20 protein-coding genes are annotated in these 22,484 nt (G+C 72.9%); 3 read left to right on the top strand and 17 right to left on the bottom strand.

What is annotated here, in order from left to right:
- The first annotated feature begins 340 nt into the window (after positions 1-340).
- Positions 341-1,474, top strand: a complete 1,134-nt coding sequence (locus tag ACZ4MF_RS20310; protein ID WP_467493360.1) for a PQQ-dependent sugar dehydrogenase — start codon at positions 341-343, stop codon at positions 1,472-1,474.
- A gap of 22 nt (positions 1,475-1,496) precedes the next feature.
- Here the strand turns inward: ACZ4MF_RS20310 and ACZ4MF_RS20305 are convergent, their stop codons facing one another.
- The 17 genes from ACZ4MF_RS20305 to ACZ4MF_RS20225 form a co-directional block, all read right to left on the bottom strand.
- The gene (locus tag ACZ4MF_RS20305) at positions 1,497-1,739 is read right to left on the bottom strand and encodes a DUF6191 domain-containing protein (RefSeq protein ID WP_467493359.1); all 243 of its coding nucleotides are present in this window, start codon (positions 1,737-1,739) and stop codon (positions 1,497-1,499) included.
- Positions 1,740-1,820: 81 nt separating this feature from the next.
- Positions 1,821-4,898: a helix-turn-helix transcriptional regulator gene (locus ACZ4MF_RS20300; protein ID WP_467493358.1), complete on the bottom strand. Its 3,078-nt coding sequence runs from the start codon at positions 4,896-4,898 to the stop codon at positions 1,821-1,823.
- 149 nt (positions 4,899-5,047) lie between these two features.
- The gene (locus ACZ4MF_RS20295) at positions 5,048-5,239 is read right to left on the bottom strand and encodes a hypothetical protein (protein ID WP_467493357.1); all 192 of its coding nucleotides are present in this window, start codon (positions 5,237-5,239) and stop codon (positions 5,048-5,050) included.
- A 226-nt stretch (positions 5,240-5,465) separates the two neighbouring features.
- Positions 5,466-6,065, bottom strand: a complete 600-nt coding sequence (locus ACZ4MF_RS20290; RefSeq protein ID WP_467493356.1) for a hypothetical protein — start codon at positions 6,063-6,065, stop codon at positions 5,466-5,468.
- 35 nt (positions 6,066-6,100) lie between these two features.
- A complete protein-coding gene (locus ACZ4MF_RS20285) occupies positions 6,101-6,676 on the bottom strand; it encodes a GNAT family N-acetyltransferase (protein ID WP_467493355.1) in 576 nt (191 codons plus the stop codon).
- Positions 6,651-8,885 (bottom strand): MMPL family transporter, encoded by a 2,235-nt coding sequence (locus ACZ4MF_RS20280; RefSeq protein WP_467493354.1) that lies wholly within the window; start codon positions 8,883-8,885, stop codon positions 6,651-6,653. The genes ACZ4MF_RS20285 and ACZ4MF_RS20280 overlap by 26 nt, the downstream gene beginning before the upstream one ends.
- A 214-nt stretch (positions 8,886-9,099) precedes the next feature.
- Entirely contained in the window at positions 9,100-9,414 is a 315-nt protein-coding gene (locus ACZ4MF_RS20275; protein WP_467493353.1) for a hypothetical protein, read from the bottom strand.
- 93 nt (positions 9,415-9,507) lie between these two features.
- On the bottom strand, positions 9,508-11,022 hold the full coding sequence (gene gatB, locus ACZ4MF_RS20270) for an Asp-tRNA(Asn)/Glu-tRNA(Gln) amidotransferase subunit GatB (protein ID WP_467493352.1): 1,515 nt from the start codon (positions 11,020-11,022) through the stop codon (positions 9,508-9,510).
- Positions 11,023-11,038: 16 nt separating this feature from the next.
- A complete protein-coding gene (locus ACZ4MF_RS20265; protein WP_158925082.1) occupies positions 11,039-11,281 on the bottom strand; it encodes a hypothetical protein in 243 nt (80 codons plus the stop codon).
- Positions 11,278-12,777 carry an Asp-tRNA(Asn)/Glu-tRNA(Gln) amidotransferase subunit GatA gene (gene gatA, locus ACZ4MF_RS20260; RefSeq protein ID WP_467493351.1) on the bottom strand — a complete coding sequence of 500 codons (1,500 nt, stop codon included), beginning with the start codon at positions 12,775-12,777 and terminating at the stop codon, positions 11,278-11,280. The genes ACZ4MF_RS20265 and gatA overlap by 4 nt, the downstream gene beginning before the upstream one ends.
- 5 nt (positions 12,778-12,782) lie before the next feature.
- A complete protein-coding gene (gatC, locus tag ACZ4MF_RS20255) occupies positions 12,783-13,079 on the bottom strand; it encodes an Asp-tRNA(Asn)/Glu-tRNA(Gln) amidotransferase subunit GatC (RefSeq protein WP_006130840.1) in 297 nt (98 codons plus the stop codon).
- A 281-nt stretch (positions 13,080-13,360) separates the two neighbouring features.
- Positions 13,361-13,855: a cupin domain-containing protein gene (locus ACZ4MF_RS20250; RefSeq protein WP_467493350.1), complete on the bottom strand. Its 495-nt coding sequence runs from the start codon at positions 13,853-13,855 to the stop codon at positions 13,361-13,363.
- 224 nt (positions 13,856-14,079) lie between these two features.
- Positions 14,080-16,350, bottom strand: a complete 2,271-nt coding sequence (locus ACZ4MF_RS20245) for a putative bifunctional diguanylate cyclase/phosphodiesterase (protein ID WP_467493349.1) — start codon at positions 16,348-16,350, stop codon at positions 14,080-14,082.
- Positions 16,351-16,609: 259 nt separating this feature from the next.
- A complete protein-coding gene (gene ligA, locus ACZ4MF_RS20240) occupies positions 16,610-18,808 on the bottom strand; it encodes an NAD-dependent DNA ligase LigA (protein ID WP_467493348.1) in 2,199 nt (732 codons plus the stop codon).
- Between the two features lie 15 nt (positions 18,809-18,823).
- Complete coding sequence (locus tag ACZ4MF_RS20235) at positions 18,824-19,831, bottom strand: methionine synthase (protein WP_467493347.1); 1,008 nt, start codon at positions 19,829-19,831, stop codon at positions 18,824-18,826.
- A 56-nt stretch (positions 19,832-19,887) separates the two neighbouring features.
- The gene (locus ACZ4MF_RS20230; RefSeq protein WP_467493346.1) at positions 19,888-20,586 is read right to left on the bottom strand and encodes an SDR family oxidoreductase; all 699 of its coding nucleotides are present in this window, start codon (positions 20,584-20,586) and stop codon (positions 19,888-19,890) included.
- A 37-nt stretch (positions 20,587-20,623) separates the two neighbouring features.
- On the bottom strand, positions 20,624-21,154 hold the full coding sequence (locus tag ACZ4MF_RS20225) for an LOG family protein (RefSeq protein ID WP_467493345.1): 531 nt from the start codon (positions 21,152-21,154) through the stop codon (positions 20,624-20,626).
- Between the two features lie 72 nt (positions 21,155-21,226).
- Between ACZ4MF_RS20225 and ACZ4MF_RS20220 the strand changes: the two genes are divergently transcribed.
- Positions 21,227-21,550 (top strand): DUF427 domain-containing protein, encoded by a 324-nt coding sequence (locus tag ACZ4MF_RS20220; RefSeq protein WP_356037134.1) that lies wholly within the window; start codon positions 21,227-21,229, stop codon positions 21,548-21,550.
- A 62-nt stretch (positions 21,551-21,612) separates the two neighbouring features.
- A complete protein-coding gene (locus tag ACZ4MF_RS20215; protein ID WP_467493344.1) occupies positions 21,613-22,395 on the top strand; it encodes an alpha/beta fold hydrolase in 783 nt (260 codons plus the stop codon).
- The last annotated feature ends 89 nt before the right edge of the window (positions 22,396-22,484 follow it).

The following is a 22,484-nucleotide window of genomic DNA, read 5'->3' as shown; positions in this document are numbered from 1 at the left end:
ACGGTGAACCCGGGCGGCCGAGCGACCACCCCCCAGCAGCTCACGGGCCGACGCACGGCGCCACGGTGAACCCCCGGCCCGAGCACCCCTCCCCCGAGCAGCCCGCAGGACAGTCGCACACGCCGCGGTGAACCCGGGCGGCCGAGCGACCACCCCCCAGCAGCTCACGGGCCGACGCACGGCGCCACGGTGAACCCCCGGCCCGAGCACCCCTCCCCCGGGCGGTCCGCAGGACAGTCGCACGGGAGCCGGGCAGTCGGCGGATGTGAGAGGTTGGCGGGTGTCGAACCCGTCCCCGTCCGGAGGGATCCCGATCGTGCAACAGCGTGCCGTGACGGGCATGTTGACCGCCGTCCTGCTGCTGACCGCGGGGTGCTCCGGCGGTGGTGCGCCGTACCCCGGCGACGGCGCCGCGCAGCCGGGCCGCACGGCGCCGGGCACCTCCGCCTCCGCGTCGGCCACCGATCCGGTGCCGCCGGCCAGGGGCTCGGTGCAGGTGCTGCGCACCGTGACCGAGGGGCTGAGGTCGCCGTGGGGGCTTGCCGCGCTGCCCGACGGCGGGCTGCTGGTGTCCTCCCGCGACGACGGGACGATCAGCCGGATCGACCCGAAGACCGGGAAGAAGACCGAGCTGGGCGCCGTCTCCGGGGCCACCGCGGGCGGCGAGGGCGGCCTGCTGGGCATCGCCCTCTCCCCCGGCTTCGCCTCGGACCACATGATCTACGCCTACTTCACCACCGCCTCGGACAACCGCATCGCCCGTGTCCGGTACGACGAGCGGAAACCGGCCGGCGAGCAACTGGGCGCACCCGACACGGTGTTCAAGGACATCCCCAGGGGTGCCGTCCACAACGGCGGCCGGATCGCCTTCGGCCCGGACGGCATGCTCTACGCGGGCACCGGCGAGAGCGGCGAGCGGGGTCTGGCGCAGGACCGGAAGTCCCTGGGCGGCAAGATCCTCCGGCTCACCCCGGACGGCGACCCGGCCCCGGGCAACCCCTTCCCCGACTCCCCGGTGTACTCCTACGGCCACCGCAACGTGCAGGGCCTGGCCTGGGACGACCGGCAGCGGCTGTTCGCCTCGGAGTTCGGCCAGGACACCTGGGACGAGCTGAACGCGATCAAGCCCGGCGGAAACTACGGCTGGCCCACCGCCGAGGGCAGGTCCGCCGACCCCGCCTTCCAGAACCCGCTCGCCCAGTGGCACACCGCCGACGCCTCCCCCAGCGGCATCGCCTACGTCGACGGCGTGATCTGGATGGCGGGCCTGAAGGGTCGGCGCCTGTGGCGGATCCCGCTGAAGGGCACGGCGGCGGCCGCCGCCCCGCAGGCCTTCCTCACCGGCGCGTACGGCCGCCTGCGCACGGTCGTCGCGGCGGGCGGCGGCAAGGTCTGGCTGGTGACGAGCAACACGGACGGCCGGGGCACGCCGAAGAAGGGCGACGACCGGGTACTGGAGGCACAGGTGCGGTGAGGGGGCACCCGGCCGCCGGTCGCTAGCCCTCGGTCCCGGTCTCCGCCTCGGCAGGCGGCACGTCTCCGGGCGGCACCTCTCCGGGCGGCACCTCTCCGGGCGGCGGCTCGGGCAGACGTACGACCACCTTGCCGGACGCCAGATCTATCGGCCCCCGCCCCGGATCGCCGTCGCCGACGTCCTCGCGGGTCAGCTCCAGGCGGTTCTGCTCGTCCCGGGTGTGCTTGCGGCCGGGCGCGAACAGTTCCTCGAAGGCGTTGAACACGGCTTCTCCCCCGCTCTCTCCTCTTGGTGCTCTCTCCTCTTGGCGCTTTCTCCCCCTCGCCGGTTCTCTCCAGCGTACGAGTCAGCCCGCCGATGGCGCAGGAGCGGTCCCGGCCGGGAACAGTTCCAGCCGATGGGCCAGCGCCGCCGCCTCTCCCCGGCCCGAGACGCCGAGTTTGCCCAGGATGTTGGAGACGTGGACGCTCGCCGTCTTCGGGGAGATGAACAGCTCCTCGGCTATCTGGCGGTTGGTGCGGCCGGCCGACACCAGGCGCAGGACGTCCCGCTCGCGCGTGGTGAGGCCGAGGGCGGCGGCCGGGTCGGCGGGGGCCGGGGCCTGGCGGGCGGCGCGGGTCAGGGTGAGGCGGGCGCGCTGGGCGAGACGGGCGACGGCGTCGGCCAGGGGGCGGGCACCCAGGTGGTCGGCGACCGCGCCGGACAGCCGGAGCAGTTCCACCGCGCGGTCGCGTTCGTCGTCCCCGCCGCCGGCTTCGGCGAGGAGGGCTCCGGCGAGCCGGTGACGGACCCGGGCGAGGTCGTAGGGGCGGTCCAGGCTCTCGAAGGCGGTGACGACCGGCGACCAGGCGTCGGCGGTGTCCGTGCCCTGCGCGCGCAGCAGTTCGGCACGGGTCCACTGCTCGTAGGCCTGCCAGAGCGGGGCGCCCGTGGTGAGTCCGCGGACGGTCTCGCGGAGCCGGTCGAGGGTCTCCTCGCGGCCGGGCCGGGCGGCGGGCACGGTGCGGGTGTCGGCCTCGGCAGTGGCGGCGGCCAGCAGCAGGGGCCAGCCGTAGCGCTGGGTGCCGGGCGGGAATCCGGCGCCCAGGGCCCGGAGCAGCTCGGTGCGGGCGTCGGCGACCCGGCCCTGCGCGGCGGCGAGGCCGAGGGTGATACGGGCCAGCGGCAGGGAGTGCTGGGGCATGGGGTCGTGGGTGCCGTAGTGGGCGCGGGCGGCGGCGAGGTGCCGGGCGGACTCGGCGAGGTCGCCGCGGGCCAGCGCGAGATGGGCCAGGCGCAGGGCACCCGAGCCGCGCGGCTGGGCGCTGTGGCCGCCCCGGGCCGCGTGCGCGGCGGCCTCGGCCGCCTGCGGCCACTGGCCGAGCGCGTAGAGCGACTCGGACAGGTTGGACCACATCCAGGGCTCGGAGTCCAGCAGCCCGTGGGCGCGCGCGTAGGCGAGGCCTTCGCGCAGCAGCTCGGCGGCCTCGCGGTCGCGGCCGACGGACTGGAGCTCGGACGGCAGGTTCACATAGGCGCGGCCCGCGACCTGGCGCACGCCCTCGGCGACGGTGTCCGCCAGCACCTGTCGCATCTCCGCGAGGCCGGTCTCGAAGTCGCCGGCGTCCACCTGGAGGCCGGCCAGGGTGAGGCGGGCGTGCAGTTCGGTGTCGCGGGCGCCCACCATGCGCGCGTACTCCACGGCCCGCTCGGCGGCGGCGAAGGCCTCGGCTCCGGGCCGGTGCAGCATGGACCAGTTGGCGGCGAGGGCCAGCACCTCGGCGTGCACCTCCGAGGGCGGCAGACCGCGCACCAGGTCCTGGGCGGTGGCCAGCTCCCGCCAGCCGTCGCCGCGGGCCAGGGACTGGACCAGGCGGGAGCGCTGGATCCAGAACCAGGCGGCGCGCAGGGGGTCCGGCTCCTCGTCCAGGAGGCGCAGCGCCCGCTTGGTGATCTTCAGGGCGCGTTCGCGCTCGCCGCCGAAGCGGCCCGCGACGGCGGCCTCGGCCATCAGGTCGAGGTAGCGCAGCGGGGCGGTGGCCGGGTCGCAGCCGCCGGGGGTCCCTCCATGCCCTTCGGGCAGTGGGGGAGGGCAGACCTCGGCGCAGTCGATCGGGCGCAGGGCGCGGCGCACGTCCTCGGGGGCGCTCTCCCACAGCTCCATCGCCCGCTCCAGCAGCCCCAGTTGCTCGGTGTAGGCGTGCCGGCGGCGGGCCACCACGGAGGCGGCCAGGACGGCGGGCAGGGCCTTGGCGGCGTCGTGCGCGTGGTACCAGTAGCTGGCCAGGCGCATCACGCGCGCGTCGGCCGGGACGAGCGTCGGGTCGGCCTCCACGGCTTCGGCGTAGCGGCGGTTGAGCCGGGAGCGCTCGCCGGGCAGCAGGTCGTCGGCGACGGCCTCGCGGACCAGGGAGTGGCGGAAGCGGTAGCCGTCACCGGCCGCGGTGACCGTGAGGATGTTGATGCCGACGGCGGCCCGCAGCGCCTCGATGAGATCGTCCTCGGCGAGCCCGGCGACGGCGGCGATCAGCCGGTACTCCACGGTGGAGCCGCCCTCGGCGACGATCCGGGCGACCCGCTGGGCGCGCTCGGACAGCGCCTCGACCCGGACCAGGAGCAGATCGCGCAGGGAGTCGGTGAGGCCGGTGCAGCAGCCCTCCCAGGCGGCGACGGCGAGTTCCTCGACGAAGAAGGCGTTGCCGTCGGAGCGTTCGAAGATGTCGTCGACCTGGTCGGGGTCGGGTTCGGCGGCGATGATGCCGGCGATCTGGCGGCCGACCTCCTCGCGTGTGAAGCGGGCGAGCTCGACCCGGCGGACCGTGCGCAGCCGGTCCAGCTCGGCGAGCAGGGGGCGCAGCGGGTGGCGGCGGTGGATGTCGTCGGAGCGGTAGCTGGCGAGGACGAGGAGCCGGCCGGCGCGCAGGGTGCGCAGGAGGTAGGCGAGCAGGTGGCGGGTGGAGGCGTCGGCCCAGTGCAGGTCCTCCAGGACGAACACGACCGGCTGGTCGGCGGCGACCCGCTCCAGCAGGCGGGCGGTCAGCTCGAACAGGCGGGCCATGCCCTGCTCGTCGTGCCGGCCGGCGCCGGCCTCGCCCAGGTCGGGCAGGAGCCGGGCCAGCTCCTCCTCCTGTCCGCAGGCGGCGGCGCCGAACTGCTCGGGCAGGGCGTCGCGCAGGGCGCGCAGCGCGGTCGAGAACGGGGCGAACGGCAGCCCGTCCGCGCCGATCTCGACGCAGCCGCCGACGGCGACGACCGCGTGCCGCGCGGCGGCCGCGGCGAACTCCTCGACGAGGCGGGTCTTGCCGACCCCGGCCTCCCCGCCGAGCAGCAGTGCCTGCGGCTCGCCGGCGCGGGCGCGGGCGAGCGCGTCGTTCAGCGTGTCCAGCTCGTCGGCGCGGCCGACGAACACGGGACTGACGGACCTGGTCTCCACGGGCCCGAGCATCGCACGAGGCCCGGGTGGCGGGTCACCGGTTTTCCACAGGTCCGGTGTGATGGTCGTACCGCCGGCCGGGTGAGTTGTGGGGCGGGACGGACGACGGCCGACCCCCGTACGGCCCTCCGCCGTCCCGCCCCGGCCTGTCGGCCCGGGGTTCACGCGGTGCGTGGGAGGCGGTGCCGGCGGACCCGCCCGGTATGGGACTCGGCACCCGTGCCGTCGTGGCCTGCCCGGTCCGCGGGACGGGCGGCGCGGCGGGCCCGCGCGACGGAGCGGGCCAGGCGCTCCTCCTCGGCCGTGCGGATCAGCTGGGCGGCGCGCATCTTGTGGTACTCGAACTCGATCATGACGTGTCCCTCGGTGCGGGCTCGGCGAGCGTCGAAGGCTCGATGAGCGTCGGTGTCGTGCCTCGCGTTCTGCGATGGCTCCACCTTCGTCCGCGTGGGGGGTGCGCCACATCGGGAGAGTTCCGCATCTTCGTGCCCGCCCGCGGCCCGCACGCACGCGTAAGGGGCCTCAGGGCGCCCGTAAGGTACTCAGGGATTCCCTAAGGCCCCTGGGACCTGCGGTTTCTCAGCCCGCCGAGGGCAGGGCCAGCAGTGCGTCGGAGTACTTCAGGACGGCCAGGAGCAGGCCGATGACACCGAGCGAGACCCCCGCCCAGGCGACCGACCTGATCCAGGGCGTCTGCGGTCGGCCCGGGGCGCCGAACGCGGGGCGGACGAGCACGACCACGCCGGTGAGCAGCGCGGCCAGCGCGAACACTCCGGCCCACATCGCGGTGCTGTGCCAGGCGTCGCCGTAGACCGCCTTGATCTGCTTGGCGACGGTCGCCGTGGACGAGGTCCGCAGCTGGCCGACGAGCTGCTGGCGGGCCCCGGCCACGGTGCCGATCCAGCCGCCGCTGAGCGAGACCAGGCCCAGTGCGGCGGAGACGACGGCACCGGCGCCCTGCCCGACGCCCGTGGGCACCTCGGCCTCCGGCTCGGCGTCCTCCTCCGGCTCGACGTCGTCCTGTGGTTCCCGGTCCTCCTTCGCCGCCCGGTCCGCCTCGGGCTGCGGGTGCTCGTCGCCGGTTCCCGTCCGCGCGGTCTCCTCGACGGCGGTCACGTCCTCCACCGCGGTCTCGGCGTCACTGTGCGCCGCGGCGCCTTCCTTCGTCTTCGTTGCCATGCCCGGCACCGTACGGACGCTGTCTGAGAGGTTTCTTAATGATCGTTCCGCCCGGTACGCGCGCGTGCCGCGCGCCACTCGGGGGCCAGCACCGACCAGATCTCGGTGCTGGTGCGCACGCCCTGGTGCGGGTAGTTCTCGCGGAGCACGCCCTCACGGGTCATCCCGAGCCGCCGCGCCACGCCGATGCTGGGCTCGTTGGCCGAGGAGACGTGCCACTCCACGCGGTACATGCCGCGCTCCTCGAACGCCCAGTCCAGCAGCGCCCTCAGGCCCCGGGTGACCAGTCCGCGCCCGGCCGCCGCCGGCTCCAGCCAGCAGCCGGCCTCGCACACGCCGCTCGGGGTGTCCCACACGCGGAACAGCAGCCCGCCGACCAGCGTGCCGTCCAGCCAGATGCCGTGCAGACTCCCGCCGTCGGCGGCCCGCTTGTCGGCGTACGCCTTCAGCCATGCACGCGCGCCGTCCAGGTCGGACACCACGTCCGGCAGCCCGACGTGCCGGCCGATGAACTCCCGCCCCCGGTCGATGTTGGCGAGGACCTCCTCGGCGTGCCACACCTCCAGCGGCCGCAGCTCGGCGCCGTCATCGCCCAGGGATATCGCGTACATCGGGTTCCTGTTCCTCATCCAGCCGTGCCATCGAGACGTCCCCGAGCCTCTCATGTCCGCCGCGGCACTCCGGCGGCTCGATGCTGATGCGCGGCAGGCGGCGCTCCAGCCAGGCGGGCAGCCACCAGTTGGCGGCGCCGAGCAGGTGCATCAGGGCGGGCACGAGCAGCGTGCGCAGCACGAAGGCGTCGAGGGCGACGGCGGAGGCCAGCGCGATGCCGAACATGGCGATGACCCGGTCGCCGCTGAGCACGAAGGCGAGGAAGACCGAGATCATGATGACCGCGGCGGAGTTGATGACCCGGCTGGTCTCGGCGAGGCCCACGCGGACGGCGCGCCGGTTGTCGCCGGTCTCCAGCCACTCCTCGTACATCCGGCTGACCAGGAAGACCTGGTAGTCCATGGAGAGGCCGAAGAGGACCGAGACCATGATCACGGGCAGGAAGGGCTCGATGGGCCCGGCCCGGCCGAGGCCGAGCAGTTCGCTGCCCCAGCCCCACTGGAAGACGGCGACGACGATGCCGAACGCGGCGGCCACGGCGGCGATGTTCATCACGGCGGCCTTCGCCGGGATGCCGAGCGAGCGGAAGGCGACCAGCAGCAGGAGGCAGCCGAGTGCGACGACCGCGCCGACGAACAGCGGGAGTTTGCCGACGATCACATCCGCGAAGTCGTCGTACCCGGCGGTCACTCCGCCGACCTGGACGTCGAGGGAGGTGCCGGCCTCCGCGCGGGGCAGGACGTGCTCCCGCAGCCGGTCCACGAGGTCGCTGGTGTCCTGCGACTGGGGCGCGGAGGCGGGGACGACCGTGAGGTAGGCGGTCTCGCCGCCGGCGCCGTAGGCGACCGGGGTGGCGGAGGCGACGCCGGGGGTGGTGCGCAGGGTGTCGTCGAGGTTGTCCAGGGCGAGCTTGTCGGCGGCTCCGTCGACCCGGGTCACCAGGGTGAGCGGTCCGTTCACGCCCGGTCCGAAGCCCTCGGCGAGCAGGTCGTAGGCCTTGCGGGTGGTGGAGGTGCGCGGGTCGTTGCCCTGGTCGGAGGTGCCGAGGTGCAGTGAGAGGGTCGGCAGGGCGAGGACGGCGATGACGGCGACGGCGAGCGCGCCGAGCAGTCTGGGGTGGCGTTCGACCAGCGCCGACCAGCGGGCGGCGAGTCCCGTGGGCAGCTCCGGGCGCGGTCCGTGCGCGGCGAGCCGGCGCCGCTCGCGGCGGCTGAGGGCGCGCGGACCGATGTACGACAGCAGGGCGGGCAGCAGCGTGACCGAGGCTGCGACGGTGAGCACGACCGTCAACGAGGCGGCGACGGCGACCCCGTTGAGGAAGCCGAGGCGCAGGATCAGCATCCCCAGCAGGGCGATGCACACCGTCGCACCCGCGAACACGACGGCCCGTCCGGTGGTGGCCACGGCGTTCACGGCGGCCTCGGTGGCGCTCAGCCCGCGTTTCAGACCGCGCCGGTGTCTGGTCACGATGAACAGCGCGTAGTCGATGCCGACGCCGAGCCCGATCAGCATGGCGAGCATGGGCGCGAAGTCGGCGACGGTCAGAGCGTGTCCGAGCAGCCCGATGCCGGAGTACGCGGTGCCGACGCCGACCAGCGCGGTGGCGATGGGCAGGGCCGAGGCGGCGAGCGAGCCGAAGGCGAGGAACAGCACGACGGCGGCGACGAGCACGCCGACCAGTTCGGCGGTGTGCTCGCGCGGGGACGCGGTGAGCCCGATCGCGCCGCCGCCCAGCTCGACCTGGAGCCCGTCGTGCGCGGCGGCCTTGGCGGTGCTCACCACGGCCTGCGCCTCGGACCTGCCGATCTCCTCGGAGGGCTGGGTGAAGGTGACGGTGGCGTAGGCCGTGCGGCCGTCGGCGCTGATCCGGTGGGCGCCCTGGGGGCCGTACGGGCCGGACACGGAGGCCACGCCGGGCAGGGCGGCGATCCGGTCGAGGGTGCGGGTCATGGTCTGCTCGACGCCGGCGGCGCGGACGGTCTCGCCGCCCGTGTGCCACACGACGGTGTCGCTGTCCCCGCCCAGCCCCGGAAAGCCCTGTTTGAGCAGGTGCTCCGCCCGGCCGGACTCGGTGCCCGGGACCGCGTAGTCGTTCGAGTAGGACGTCCCGGCGACGGCGGCGGCCGCGCTCACCCCGCCGAAGGCGAGCAGCCACAGCAGCACGGTGATCAACCGGTGCCGGACACACCAACGGGCGAGGTCTGCCACGGACGTGCTCCCAGAATCGCGATGTGTGGATCTTTGGCCGGGAACAATCGTCCATGAACTGAACAGCCCGCAAAGAACGGATGAGCAAGCGCAAGACACTCTTGCAGGCGAATGTGATCCTTTGCCGTGTTCGTGGGCTTCTTCACACGACTGGGAGGGAGGTCACAGACAGTCCCGCGAACTCTGTCGCTTTATCGGGCACTTACTGAGGTCTTCAGTCGGACTGGTCCCCCAGCGCCATGACCATCGTCCCGGCGATCATCAGCCACAGCGCCCTGCGGGTACGGCCCCTGGCCCCGAGCGCGGCGGCGAGGGCGCACACGGCGGCCCCGAGGCCGTAGGCGGCGGGAACGCGGGCGGAGGCGGCGCCGGTGAGCTTGAACAGCGAGGCGGCGAGCCCGGCGAGGGTCAGCAGCACAGCGGTGCCGACGGCCAGCCAGCGGGCCCGGCGGGCGTCTTCGACGTGGTCCGCCTCGTCCTCCGCCTCGGTTATGGCGGGTCCGGTGTCGGAATCGGTACGTGTGCTCATGGCGGGCGAGCGTAGTGCCTGCGCCCGGCAGGCATGCGAACGGCCCCGGAGGACATGCCTCCGGGGCCGCGCACAGCCATACACAGCGTGGGCTCAGCCCTCGCTGACGCCCAGCTTCTCCAGGATCAGCTCCTTGACGCGGGCCGCGTCGGCCTGACCCCGGGTGGCCTTCATGACGGCGCCGACCAGGGCGCCGGCCGCGGCCACCTTGCCGCCGCGGATCTTGTCCGCGACGCCCGGGTTGCCGGCGATGGCCTCCTCGACGGCGGCGGTCAGCGCGCCCTCGTCCGAGACGATCTTCAGACCGCGCTTGTCGACGACCTCGTCCGGGGTGCCCTCGCCCGCGAGTACGCCCTCGATGACCTGGCGGGCCAGCTTGTCGTTCAGGTCGCCCTTCGCGACGAGCTCGGTGACCCGGGCCACCTGCTGCGGCGTGATGGCCAGCTCGTCCAGGGACGTGCCGGTCTCGTTGGCGCTGCGCGCCAGTTCGCCCATCCACCACTTGCGGGCGGAGGCCGCGTCGGCACCGGCGTCGATCGTGGCGACGATCGGGTCCAGCGCACCGGCGTTGAGGATCGCCTGCATGTCGGTGGCCGTGATGCCCCACTCGGCGAGCAGCCGGGTGCGGCGGGCCAGCGGCATCTCCGGCAGCGCGGCGCGGATCTCCTCGACCCACTCACGGGAGGGGGCCACCGGCACCAGGTCCGGCTCGGGGAAGTACCGGTAGTCCTCGGCCTCCTCCTTCACGCGGCCCGAGGTCGTGGACCCGGTGTCCTCGTGGAAGTGGCGGGTCTCCTGGACGATCGTGCCGCCGCCGGAGAGCACGGCCGCGTGGCGCATGATCTCGAAGCGGGCCGCACGCTCCACGGAACGCAGCGAGTTGACGTTCTTCGTCTCGGAGCGCGTGCCGAACTTCTCGGTGCCGTTCGGGCGCAGCGACAGGTTCACGTCGCAGCGCATCTGGCCCATCTCCATGCGGGCCTCGGACACGCCGAGTGCACGGATGACCTCGCGCAGCTCACGGACGTACGCCTTCGCCACCTCGGGGGCGCGCTCGCCGGCGCCCACGATCGGCTTGGTGACGATCTCGATGAGCGGGATGCCCGCGCGGTTGTAGTCCAGCAGCGAGTGCGAGGCACCGTGGATACGACCGGTCGCGCCGCCCACGTGCGTGGACTTGCCGGTGTCCTCCTCCATGTGCGCGCGCTCGATCTCCACGCGGAAGGACTCGCCGTCCTCCAGCTGCACGTCGAGGTAGCCGTTGAAGGCGATCGGCTCGTCGTACTGGGAGGTCTGGAAGTTCTTCGGCATGTCCGGATAGAAGTAGTTCTTCCGGGCGAAGCGGCACCACTGCGCGATCTCGCAGTTCAGCGCGAGGCCGATCTTGATGGCGGACTCGACGCCGGTCGCGTTGACGACCGGGAGCGCGCCGGGCAGGCCGAGGCAGGTCGGGCAGGTCTGCGAGTTGGGCTCGGCGCCCAGCTCGGTCGAACAGCCGCAGAACATCTTGGTCCTGGTGCCGAGTTCGACATGGACCTCAAGGCCCATGACGGGGTCGTACGACGCCAGCGCGTCCTCGTACGACACCAGGTCGGTCGTGGTGGTCACGGTGAAAACTTCCCTCTCAGCCCAGCAGGACGTCGTCGTCGCCCAGCCGCTTCAGCTCGCGGTAGAGGATGGCGAGGCCGGTGACGATCGCGACGGCGGACACGGTGGCGTCGATCAGGCGCAGCGTGTCGTGCTCGGCGCGGGCCTTCTTGATCTGCTTGGCCACACCGATCGCGCCGAACGCGGTCGTGCCCATGGACAGGTACGTGCCGGACTTCGACTTCTTGAAGCCCTTGGCCTTCGACAGTGCGTTGCTCATAGCGACGGAGCCTCCTCCAGCAGCGGGTGTCCCCACTTTTCCACGAAGGCGGCCTCGACGGCGGCGCCCACCTTGTACAGCCGGTCGTCCTGGAGCGCCGGGGCGATGATCTGCAGGCCCACCGGGAGGTTGTCCTCCGGGGCGAGGCCGCAGGGCAGGGACATGGCCGCGTTGCCCGCCAGGTTGGTCGGGATGGTGCACAGGTCCGCGAGATACATCGCCATCGGGTCGTCGGCGCGCTCGCCGATCGCGAAGGCGGTGGTGGGCGTCGTGGGGGACACGATCACGTCCACCTGCTCGAAGGCCTTCTCGAAGTCCCGCGTGATGAGCGTGCGGACCTTCTGGGCGGAGCCGTAGTACGCGTCGTAGTAGCCGGAGCTGAGGGCGTACGTGCCGAGCATGATGCGGCGCTTGACCTCGGGGCCGAAGCCCGCCTCACGGGTGAGGGAGGTGACCTCCTCGGCCGAGTGCCCGCCGTCGTCGCCGGTGCGCAGGCCGTAGCGCAGGCCGTCGAAGCGGGCGAGGTTGGAGGAGCACTCGGAGGGCGCGATCAAGTAGTACGCCGACAGGGCCAGGTCGAAGGACGGGCAGTCCAGCTCGACGATCTCGGCACCCAGCTCCTTCAGCAGCTCGACGGACTCGTCGAAGCGCTGGATGACACCGGCCTGGTAGCCCTCGCCGCGGAACTGCTTGACCACGCCGACGCGCATGCCCCGCACCGAGCCGCTGCGGGCGGCCTCGACGACGGCCGGGACCGGGGCGTCGATGGAGGTGGAGTCGAGCGGGTCGTGCCCGGCGATGACCTCGTGCAGCAGGGCCGCGTCCAGGACCGTACGGGCGCAGGGTCCGCCCTGGTCGAGGGAGGACGAGAACGCCACCATGCCGAACCGCGACACCGCGCCGTACGTCGGCTTCACACCGACCGTGCCGGTGACGGCGGCCGGCTGGCGGATGGAGCCGCCGGTGTCGGTGCCGATGGCGAGCGGAGCCTCGAAGGAGGCGAGGGCGGCGGAGGAACCGCCGCCGGAGCCGCCGGGGATCTTGGTCAGGTCCCAGGGGTTGCCGGTCGGGCCGTAGGCGCTGTTCTCGGTGGACGACCCCATGGCGAACTCGTCCATGTTGGTCTTGCCGAGGATGACGACGTCGGCGGCCTTGAGCCGCTTGGTGAGCGTCGCGTCGTACGGCGGGATCCAGCCCTCCAGGATCTTCGAACCGACGGTCGTGGGCACGCCCTCGGTGGTGAAGATGTCCTTGAGCGCGAGCGGGACGCCGGCCAGCGGGCCGAGCTTCTCGCCGCGGGCCCGCTTCTCGTCCACGGCGCGGGCCTGGGCGAGGGCGCCCTCGCGGTCGACGTGCAGGAAGGCGTGCACCTTCTCGTCGACGGCCTCGATGCGGGCGAGGTGGGCCTCGGTGACCTCGACGGCCGTGAGCTCGCCGGAGGCGATCTTCTCGGCGATCTGCGCGGCCGTGAGCTTGATGATGGTGCTGTCCGTCATGTCGGTCACTCCTCCCCCAGGATCTGCGGCACCTTGAAACGCTGCTGCTCCTGGGCCGGGGCGCCGGAGAGCGCCTGCTCGGGGGTGAGCGAGGGACGGACCTCGTCCGCGCGCATGACGTTCGTCAGCGGGAGCGGGTGCGAGGTCGGCGGTACGTCTTGGTCGGCGACCTCGCTGACGCGGGCCACCGCGCCGATGATGTCGTCCAGCTGTCCCGCGAAGTGGTCGAGTTCTTCGGGCTTCAGCTCCAGACGCGCCAGCCGGGCGAGGTGGGCGACCTCCTCGCGCGTGATGCCAGGCATGCAGCGATCCTCTGGGGTGAGTGTGTGTGGTTTGGGGCTGGGGGCTGACGTCACCTTTCCGCCGTCCGTCCGAAGGGCGGGTCGCGCGGCGTCTGGCGCGTGCGATCGCAAGGCGCCGGAGCGCCCTCGTGGCGGAGCCACGTGGGCGATTCGGCAACGCAGCGAGCGTGCGTGCCAGGCGTCGCGCGGCAGGCGGGAATGTGACGCCAGTCCCCAATCCTATGGGGCGGGGCCCGGTGCCCGTGAAACGGTTTCCCGGGCTGCGGGCGTCAGCGGTGTCGTCAGCGGTGCCGGCCGTCCCAGGCGTCGCTCCTCAGGAAGTGGTTGTCGTACAACTCCTGGACCTCCAGCAGGCTCTCCGGGGTGACCTCGCCGAGGCGGATGCGCTGGAGGTGGCGGAAGTACTCGAAGCGCTCGACGCCGGGCGCGATCACGATCAGGATGTCGGCCGGGCTGCCGGGGGCCGCGGCGAAGGCGTGCGGCCGGTCCGGCGGGACGATGATCAGGTCCCCGGGCCCGGCGGTGACCACGTCGTCCCCGGAGAGGAACTCGGCGGCGCCGTCGAGCAGGAAGAACATCTCGGCGGAGTTGTGGTGCACATGCGGTCTGGCGCCGTCGGCCCCCTCGGCGAGGGTGACCCGGACCGTGGACAGCGCGCCGCCGCTGGCACTGCTGTCGGCGAGCAGCTTGACGCCGGTGGGCGCCTGACCGACGACTTCGGCCCCGGCGTCCCGGACCACCACGGTGTCGTCGAACCTGGGCACGAACAGAGACATCGCACATCCCCCTTGTGTGGAGTCGGCTGTGTGGAGTCGGCCGGTACGGGGCCGGACCGCGAAGAGCAGTCCGGCACTGATCAGTACAACGACCTCGGGGGCGAAGTGGATCCCGGACGCGACGGCTTTCGTGCCGCCGTCGCGCAGGACGATCACCGACAGATCGGCCGGCGCGGCCCCTGGTCAGCCACTCCAGCGCGCCGTGGCGGCGCCGGGCGGGGAGGTCACTCGGCGCTGGGGAGTGCCGCACGCGGCCGCTGCCATCCCCGCGACCCCCGCGCCAGCAGCCACGCCGTGGTCTCCTCCGGCGGCATCGCGGCGGCGACCAGCCAGCCCTGCACCGCGTCGCACCCCAGGTCCCGCAGCCGCTCCCAGGTCTCGTCGTCCTCCACGCCCTCGGCGACGACGAGCAGCCCCAGCGAATGCGCCAGGTCGACCGTGCAGCGCACGATCTCCGCGTCCTCGGTGTCGACGGCCAGCCGGGCCACGAAGGAGCGGTCGATCTTCAGCTCGCTCACCGGCAGCCGCCGCAGATGCACCAGCGACGAGTACCCGGTGCCGAAGTCGTCCAGCGACATCTTCACGCCGTGCCCGGTGAGCCCGGCGAGGGTGTCGGCGGCGCGCTGCGGGTCCTCCAGCAGGACGTGCTCGGTGATCTCCAGCTGGAGCGCTACCGCGGGGACCCCGTGCCGGGCCAGCCGCGCCGCGACCGAGCCGGCGAAGCCGGGCGTGTGCACGTCGCGCGGGGAGACGTTCACGGCCACCGGCACCCGCAGCCCCTGCGCCCGCCAGCGGGCGACCTGCCCGAGCGCGGTCTCCAGCACGTACTCCGTCAGATGGGGCATCAGCCCGGAGGACTCGGCGATCGCTATGAACTCGTCCGGCGGCACCTTCCCGCGCTCCGGGTGAACCCAGCGCACCAGCGCCTCCAGGCCGGCGACCTGGCCGTCGAAGCGGACCTTGGGCTGGTAGTGCAGCTGCACCTCGTGCGCGTCCAGCGCCCGGCGCAGATCGCCCAGCAGGCCGAGGCGGTCGGGAGTGTTGGAGTCCCGCTTGGACTCGTAGACCTCGACGCCCGTACGGTCGCGCTTCGCCTGGTACATCGCCACGTCCGCGCGGCGCAGCAGTCCCTCGGCGTCCAGGGCGTGGTCGGGGAAGACGGCGACGCCCGCGCTGGCCTCCAGGACGAGGGTGAGGCCGTCGAGGTCGAGCGGGGAGCTGAGGGCGGCGACCAGGGCGCGGGCGACACGGGTGGCCGACGTGGTGGAGTCGGCGACGGGCAGTAAGACCGCGAACTCGTCGCCGCCGAGCCGCGCGGCCTCCGCTCCGCGCGGCAGGGCGAGCCGCAGCCGGTCGGCTATCTGGAGCAGCAGCCGGTCACCGGCGAGATGACCGAGGGTGTCGTTGACCGACCGGAAGCGGTCGAGGTCGATCAGCATGAGGGCGGAGCGGGCGCCGATGCGTTCGGCGTCGTCGAGCGCGGTCCAGATCCGCTCCAGCAGCCACTGCCGGTTGGGCAGCCCGGTCAGCGGGTCGCGCAGCTGCTCCTCGGCCCGCGCGCGGGCCATCCACAGGGTGGAGTCGAGGGCGATGAGCGGGATCGCGAACAGCGGCAGCAGGATCGGCTGGGCGGCGGCGACGACACACAGCAGGGGCGCGATGCCGAGCAGCGCGACGGCGAGCAGGCCCTGTCGGACCAGGGACGCCCGGTCGACGGTGGGCACCTTGCCGTCGCGCGGAGCGTGCAGGTACCACAACAGGCCGCGGCTGACCGCGAGGTAGACACCGGCGACGAGGACGACCTCCGGCGCGGTGGGGATGCTCCAGCTCTCCGGCCGCCAGGGAGTCTCGACGCTCGGGACCCGGCCGAACGCGCCGAGGAGCAGCGCGCCGGCACCGATGCCGAGGAGGTCCACCGCGCCGTGCAGGACGCCCTGACGCCAGCGGTGGCGGCGGGCGATGCCGACCAGGACGACGACGGTGAGGCTGACCATCCCGGCGGGCACCCAGCCGTAGAGCAGCAGGACGGCGAGGGTGAGGGCGGCGCCGGAGCCGGTGCCGCCCCACCAGCGGGCGCGGCCCAGCATGACGAGGTGGCCGACGATGACGCCGGTGAGCAGGGCCAGCGACCAGCCGACGGTGCCGCCCGGGAAGAGGGCGTGGTGACCGGCGAAGGCGCGGTAGAAGCCGGCGGCCAGGACGAGGGCGCCGCCGGCCACGAGGGCCGCGGGCAGGGCGGGCCAGGGCAGGCGCCGGGCCGGGCCGGCGTCGGTTCCCGTCCCGGTCCCGCCCGGCCCGGTCAGGCCGCGGGCCGGTTCGACGGCTGTCACGGGTATCGGCGGACGGGCCTCGGCGACGGCGCCCGGACCGGCCCGGCGGACCCGGCCCGCCGCACGCCCGTCCGCCCGTACCGCCCACCGGGTCCCCCGCCAGGCACCCGCGCGACGGCGCAGACGCAGCCGTGAGTCCGGGGCGACGCTCTCGGTCGGTTCCATTCCCGTCCCTCTCACACCCGGCGGTGCCCACGCCACGCGGCCCGATGTCCGACACCCATCAGCGGCTCCGCGTTGAAGAAACGTTCCCCGCGCCTTGGGAGCGCACGGGAATGCCCCGACCGCAGCTGGGCACGGCAGGCGCACACCTCAACAGTAGGCCGCTGAAGGCTTCCACGGGCACCGGTCGTCGACGGTTGCCCGAATGCGCCCAGGCCACCCGTATGCATCTGATATGCGCCGATCGGGTGGCCTTCAACCGCTACTCCTCGGTCGGAAGCGCGACTTCGGCCGCGGCGTCCGGGCCCTGCTCCAAGAGGACGGCGAAACCGTCCTCGTTCAGGACCGGAACCTTCAATTGCATGGCCTTGTCGTACTTCGAGCCGGGATTGTCACCCACAACGACGAACGACGTCTTCTTCGATACGGATCCGGTCACTTTCGCGCCCCGGCTCTGGAGCGCGTCCTTGGCGCCGTCCCGGGTGAAGTTCTCCAGCGTGCCGGTGACGACGACGGTGAGCCCCTCCAGCGGGCGCGGCCCCTCATCCTCGCCGGTGGACTGGTCCTCCAGCGGGACTCCGGCGGCCTTCCACTTGCGGACGATCTCCCGGTGCCACTCCTCGGCGAACCATTCCTTGAGCGCGGTCGCGATGATCGGGCCGACGCCGTCGGTGGCCGCCAGCTCCTCCTCGCTGGCCTGTTCGATACGGTCGATGGAGCGGAACTCGCGGGCGAGGGCCTGCGCGGCCACCGGTCCGACGTGCCGGATGGACAGTCCGTTGAGGAATCTCGCCAGCGGGCGCTGCTTGGCCGCCTCGATGTTCTCCAGCAGTGCGAGGGTGTTCTTCTTCGGCTCGCCCTTCTGGTTAGCGAAGACGGTGACGACCTTCTCCTCGCCCGTCTTGGGGTCACGCTTGGGCAGACCGCTGTCGGGGTCGAGGACGTAGGCCTTGATGGGCAGCAGCTTGTCCACCGTCAGGTCGAACACGTCGCCCTCGTCCACCAGCGGCGGGTCGGCCGGCTCCAGCGGGCGGGTGAGCGCGGCGGCGGCCACCGCGCCGAAGCCCTCGATGTCCAGGCACTCGCGGCCCGCGAGGTAGGTCACGCGCTCGCGCAACTGGGCCGGGCACGTACGGGCGTTGGGGCAGCGGAGGTCGATGTCGCCCTCCTTCATGGGCCGCAGCGGCGTGCCGCACTCCGGGCACTCGGCCGGCATCACGAACTCCCGCTCGCCGCCGTCCCGCAGGTCGACCACCGGGCCGAGGATCTCCGGGATGACGTCACCGGCCTTGCGGATGACGACCGTGTCGCCGATGAGGACGCCCTTGGCCTTGACGACCTCCTGGTTGTGCAGGGTGGCGAACTCGACCTCGCTGCCCGCGACCGTGACCGGCTCCACCTGGGCGTACGGCGTGACGCGGCCGGTGCGGCCGACACCCACCTTGATGTCGATGAGCTTGGTGTTGACCTCTTCCGGCGCGTACTTGTACGCGATCGCCCAGCGCGGGGCCCGCGCGGTGGAGCCGAGTCGGCCCTGGAGGCGGATCTCGTCCAGCTTGACGACGGCGCCGTCGATCTCGTGCTCCACCGAGTGGCGGTTCTCGCCGTCGTAGTGGGCGATGAACTGCCGTACGCCGTCGAGGTCGTCGACCACCCGGTTGTGCGGCGAGGTGGGCAGGCCCCAGGTCTTCAGCAGGTCGTACGCCTGGGACAGCCGGGTCATGCCCGTGAAGCCCTCCAGGGCGCCGATGCCGTGGACGACCATGTGCAGCGGGCGGGTGGCGGTGACGCGCGGGTCCTTCTGGCGCAGCGAACCGGCGGCGGCGTTGCGGGGGTTGGCGAACGGCTTGTCACCGGCGGCGACCAGGCGTTCGTTCAGCTCCAGGAACTTCTCCATCGGGAAGTAGACCTCGCCGCGGATCTCCACCAGGTCCGGGGCCTCGTCGCCGTGCAGCCGGTCCGGGATCTCGGTGATCGTACGGACGTTGGGCGTGATGTCCTCGCCGGTACGGCCGTCGCCGCGGGTCGCCGCGCGCGTGAGGCGGCCGTGCTCGTAGGTGAGGTTGACCGCGAGGCCGTCGACCTTCAGCTCGCACAGGAAGTGGTACTCCTGGTCGCCGAGTTCGCGCGCGACGCGGTCGGCCCAGGCGGCCAACTCCTCGTCGTTGAAGGTGTTGTCGAGGGAGAGCATGCGCTGGCGGTGCTCGACCGCGGTGAACTCCGTCTCGTACGACCCCGCGACCTTCTGGGTGGGCGAGTCCGGGGTGCGCAGCTCCGGATACCGCTCCTCCAGGGCCTCCAGAGTCTTCAGGAGCTTGTCGAACTCGGCGTCGCTGACGACGGGAGCGTCCTTCACGTAGTACCGGAAGCGGTGCTCCTCGATCTGCTCAGCGAGCTGCGCGTGCTTGTCCCGTGCCTCGGCGGGCACTGCCGTCTCCGCCTGCTGCTTGTCGCCGGCCACCGTGTTGTCCTCCCGTTACTCTGGGTTGTCCGCGAGGGATCTCGCCGCCCGGACGCAGTGGGCGAGGGCCTGGCGTGCGTACGCCGGGGAGGCGCCCGCCAGACCGCACGCCGGGGTCACCGTGACGGCCTGCGCGAGCAGCCCCGGATGCAGCCCCAGCCTGCGCCACAGCGTCCTGACACCCATGACGCTACCGGCAGGGTCTGACAATGGGCCGTCCGTGCCCGGCACGACACCGGCGAACAGCCGCGTGCCGCCCTCGACGGCCTCGCCGATCGCGTCGTCGTCACGCTCGGTGAGCAGCGAGAAATCGAAGGAGACGGCGTGCGCGCCGGCCCGCCGCAGCAGGGCGAACGGCACGTCGGGGGCGCAGGAGTGGACGGCGACGGGGCCGCCGCCGTGTACGGCGATGACGTCCCGGAGGGTGGCCTCGACGACCTGGCGGTCCACGGCGCGGTGGGTGCGGTAGCCGCTGGCGGTACGCACCTGGCCGCGCAGGACGGCGGTGAGCGTGGGCTCGTCGAGCTGGAGGACGAGGCGGGCGCCGGGGACACGGCGCCGTACCTCGGCGAGGTGGAGCCGCAGCCCCTCGGCGAGGGAGGCGGCGAGGTCGCGGCAGGCGCCGGGGTCGGAGAGGGCGGACTCGCCGTTCTTCAGCTCCAGGGCGGCGGCGAGCGTCCAGGGGCCGACGGCCTGCACCTTGAGGTCGCCCTCGTAGCCCTGGGTGAACTCCTCCAGGGCGTCCAGGTCCTCGCCCAGCCAGGACCGGGCACGCTTGGTGTCCCGGCCCGGCCGGTCGCCGATCCGCCAGCCGCTGGGCTCCACGCGCGCGTACAACTCGACCAGCAGGCCGGCACTGCGGCCGATCATGTCGGCGCCCGGCCCGCGCGCGGGCAGTTCGGCGAGGTGCGGAAAGTCCTCGAAGCTGCCGGTGACCGTCTTGGCCGCTTCCCTGGCGTCCCCACCGGGCATGGATCCGACGCCGGTGGCCGCGGGGAACCTGAACTGGGTGTTCTCACTCACCTCGGCAGGGTATGCCGTGGCCGCGGCGGGGAGCTGCGCGCCCCGGACCGTCGAGGTCAGCGCCCCGGCCGTACCGTCAGGTCGTTGACCTCCGCGTCCCTCGGCAGGTCCAGGGCCATCAGGATCGTCGTCGCGACCGACTCGGGGTCGATCCACTGCCCGGCGTCGTAGTCCTTGCCCTCCTGCTGGTGCACCTTCGCCTGCATGGGGCTCGCCGTGCGCCCGGGGTAGACCGAGGTGACGCGGACGCCGTTCGCGTGCTCCTCGTGGCGCAGGGAGTCCGCCAGGGCCTTCAGACCGTGCTTCGAGGCGGCGTACGCGGACCAGTTGGCGTGGGCGCTCAGGCCGGCGCCGGAGTTGACGAAGAGCACTTGGCCGCGGGCGGCCCGCAGCTGGGGCAGGAAGTGCCGGGTCAGCTCGGCGGGCGCGATCAGGTTGACGTTGAGCTGGTGGTGCCAGGACTTGGGGGTCAGCTCGCCGACCCCGCCGAGGTCGACGACCCCGGCGACGTGCACGAGGCAGTCCACGCGGTCGGGGAGGGTCTGGTGCGAGAAGGCCCAGGAGAGGCGGTCCGGGTCGGCGAGGTCGCCGACCAGCGTGCGGGCGCCGGGGAACTGCGCCGCCAGCTCCTTCGCGCGGCCCGCGTCGCGCGCGTGGAGGACGAGTTCGTCCCCGCGCGCGTGCAGACGGCGGGCGACGGCGGCGCCGATGCCGGAACCGGCGCCGGTGATCACATGTGTAGCCATGCCCGCCATGCTCGCATCAGCGGCCGCCCGCCCCCGCGGCGGTGCCTCATGTCGCGGACTCCAGGTGGGCCAGCGCGGCGGCCGGCTCGGCGGCGAAGAACATCAGCTCGGCCAGCGGGCGCGGCAGGAAGCCCTCGGCCTCCATGCGGCGGAACTGCGTCTCCAGGCCGTCGTAGAAGCCCGCGGTGTTCAGCAGGACGACCGGCTTGTCGGTGCGCCCGTGCTTCTTCAGTTCCAGGATCTCGGTGGCCTCGTCCAACGTGCCGGTGCCGCCCACCATGATCACCACGGCGTCGGCCTTCTCCAGCAGCAGCCGCTTGCGCTCGGCGAGGTCGGGGGCGATGACCATCTCGTCGGCGCCGGGGCGCGCCTTGTTCGCGAGGAACTCCACGGAGACGCCCAGCAGCCTGCCGCCCGCCTCCTGCACACCGTCGGCGACGACCTTCATCAGGCCGACGTTGGAACCGCCCCAGACCAGCGTGTGACCGGCCCTGCCGAGCAGTTCCGCGAACTCGCGCGCGGGGCGCGTGTAACGCTCGTCGAGGTCGGCGGCGGACAGGAAGACACAGATGTTCATGGCCCCACCGTACGCGGGCCGATCGCGGGCCGTGCCCGGGAAGAACCGGGCGCCCGGCGGTGCTTCCCTGATATGGCCGAAGGACACACCATCACCATCGAGCAGGGCGAGCGGCACGTGCGCGTGGTGCACGGAGACCTGGTGCTCGCGGAGACCGACCGACCCCTGGTGCTGCGCGAGACGGGCTGTCCCCCGCGGTACTACATCCCCGCCGAGGACGTACGCCTCGACCTGCTGACGCCCTCCGACACCCACACCGTCTGCCCCTTCAAGGGCACGGCGTCCTACTGGTCCCTGGCGGACGCGCCGGACCTGGTCTGGGCATACCCGGACCCGAAGCCGGAGGTGGCGGGCATCAAGGACCACTACTGCTTCTACGAGCCCGAAGTGTCATGATCTGCGCGGCACCGACGTGTCGTGAGCGATGAGTACCGGCCGGTGCGGCAGTCTGCACCGGCATGGACAAGAAGACCACGTCACGCGACGGCACCGCCCTCGCGTACGAAGTGACCGGCCAGGGGCCCGTGGTGATCCTGGTGTGCGGCGCGATGTCCACCGGGGGCACCGTGGCGCCCCTGGCCGCGCGGCTCGCGGACCGCTGTACGGCCGTCGTCTACGACCGCCGGGGCCGCGGGGCGAGCGACGACACGGCGCCGTACGCGGTCGCGCGCGAGGTCGAGGACCTGGCCGCGCTGATCGACGCGGTCGGCGGGGACGCCGCGCTGTTCGGGGTCTCCTCGGGCGGCGCGCTGGTGCTGCGGGCGGCGGCGAGCGGGCTGCCGGTGCGCCGGGTGGCCGTGTACGAGGTGCCGTACGCCGACTTCCTCCAGGGCGGGGCCGAGCGGGAGGCCGCGTACAAGCGGGCCCTGACCGAGGCGCTCGCGGCCGGCCGGCGCGGCGACGCGGTGGAGCTGTTCCTGCGGCTGACGGGCCTCGGCGAGGAGATGATCCGGGGCGCCCGCGACTCGCCGATGTGGGCCGGCATGGAGGCCGTCGCCCCGAGTCTCGCGTACGACGACACGGTCATGGGCGACGGGCTGCTCCCCCGGGAGGAGCTCGCCGCGATCTCCGTGCCCGTGCTGTCCGTCGCGGGCGGGGCGAGTCCTGCGTGGATGCGCGAGGCGTCCCTCGCGGTCGCCGACACCGTGCCCCAGGGCTCCCACCGGGTCTTGGAAGGGCAGACCCACATGGTGGAGCCGGAGGTGCTGGGGCCGGTGCTGGCGGACTACTTCACGGCCTAGTACTGCAACCGCATCTGGGGTGACGATCAACGTCGCCTGTCGTTGATGTGACTGTGTGCTGATGTGCTGACGGTCGAGCAAATTGAGTC

It is taken from the genome of Streptomyces sp. NPDC025793, assembly GCF_055558375.1.
This window is presented reverse-complemented; position numbering and strand designations above follow the sequence as displayed.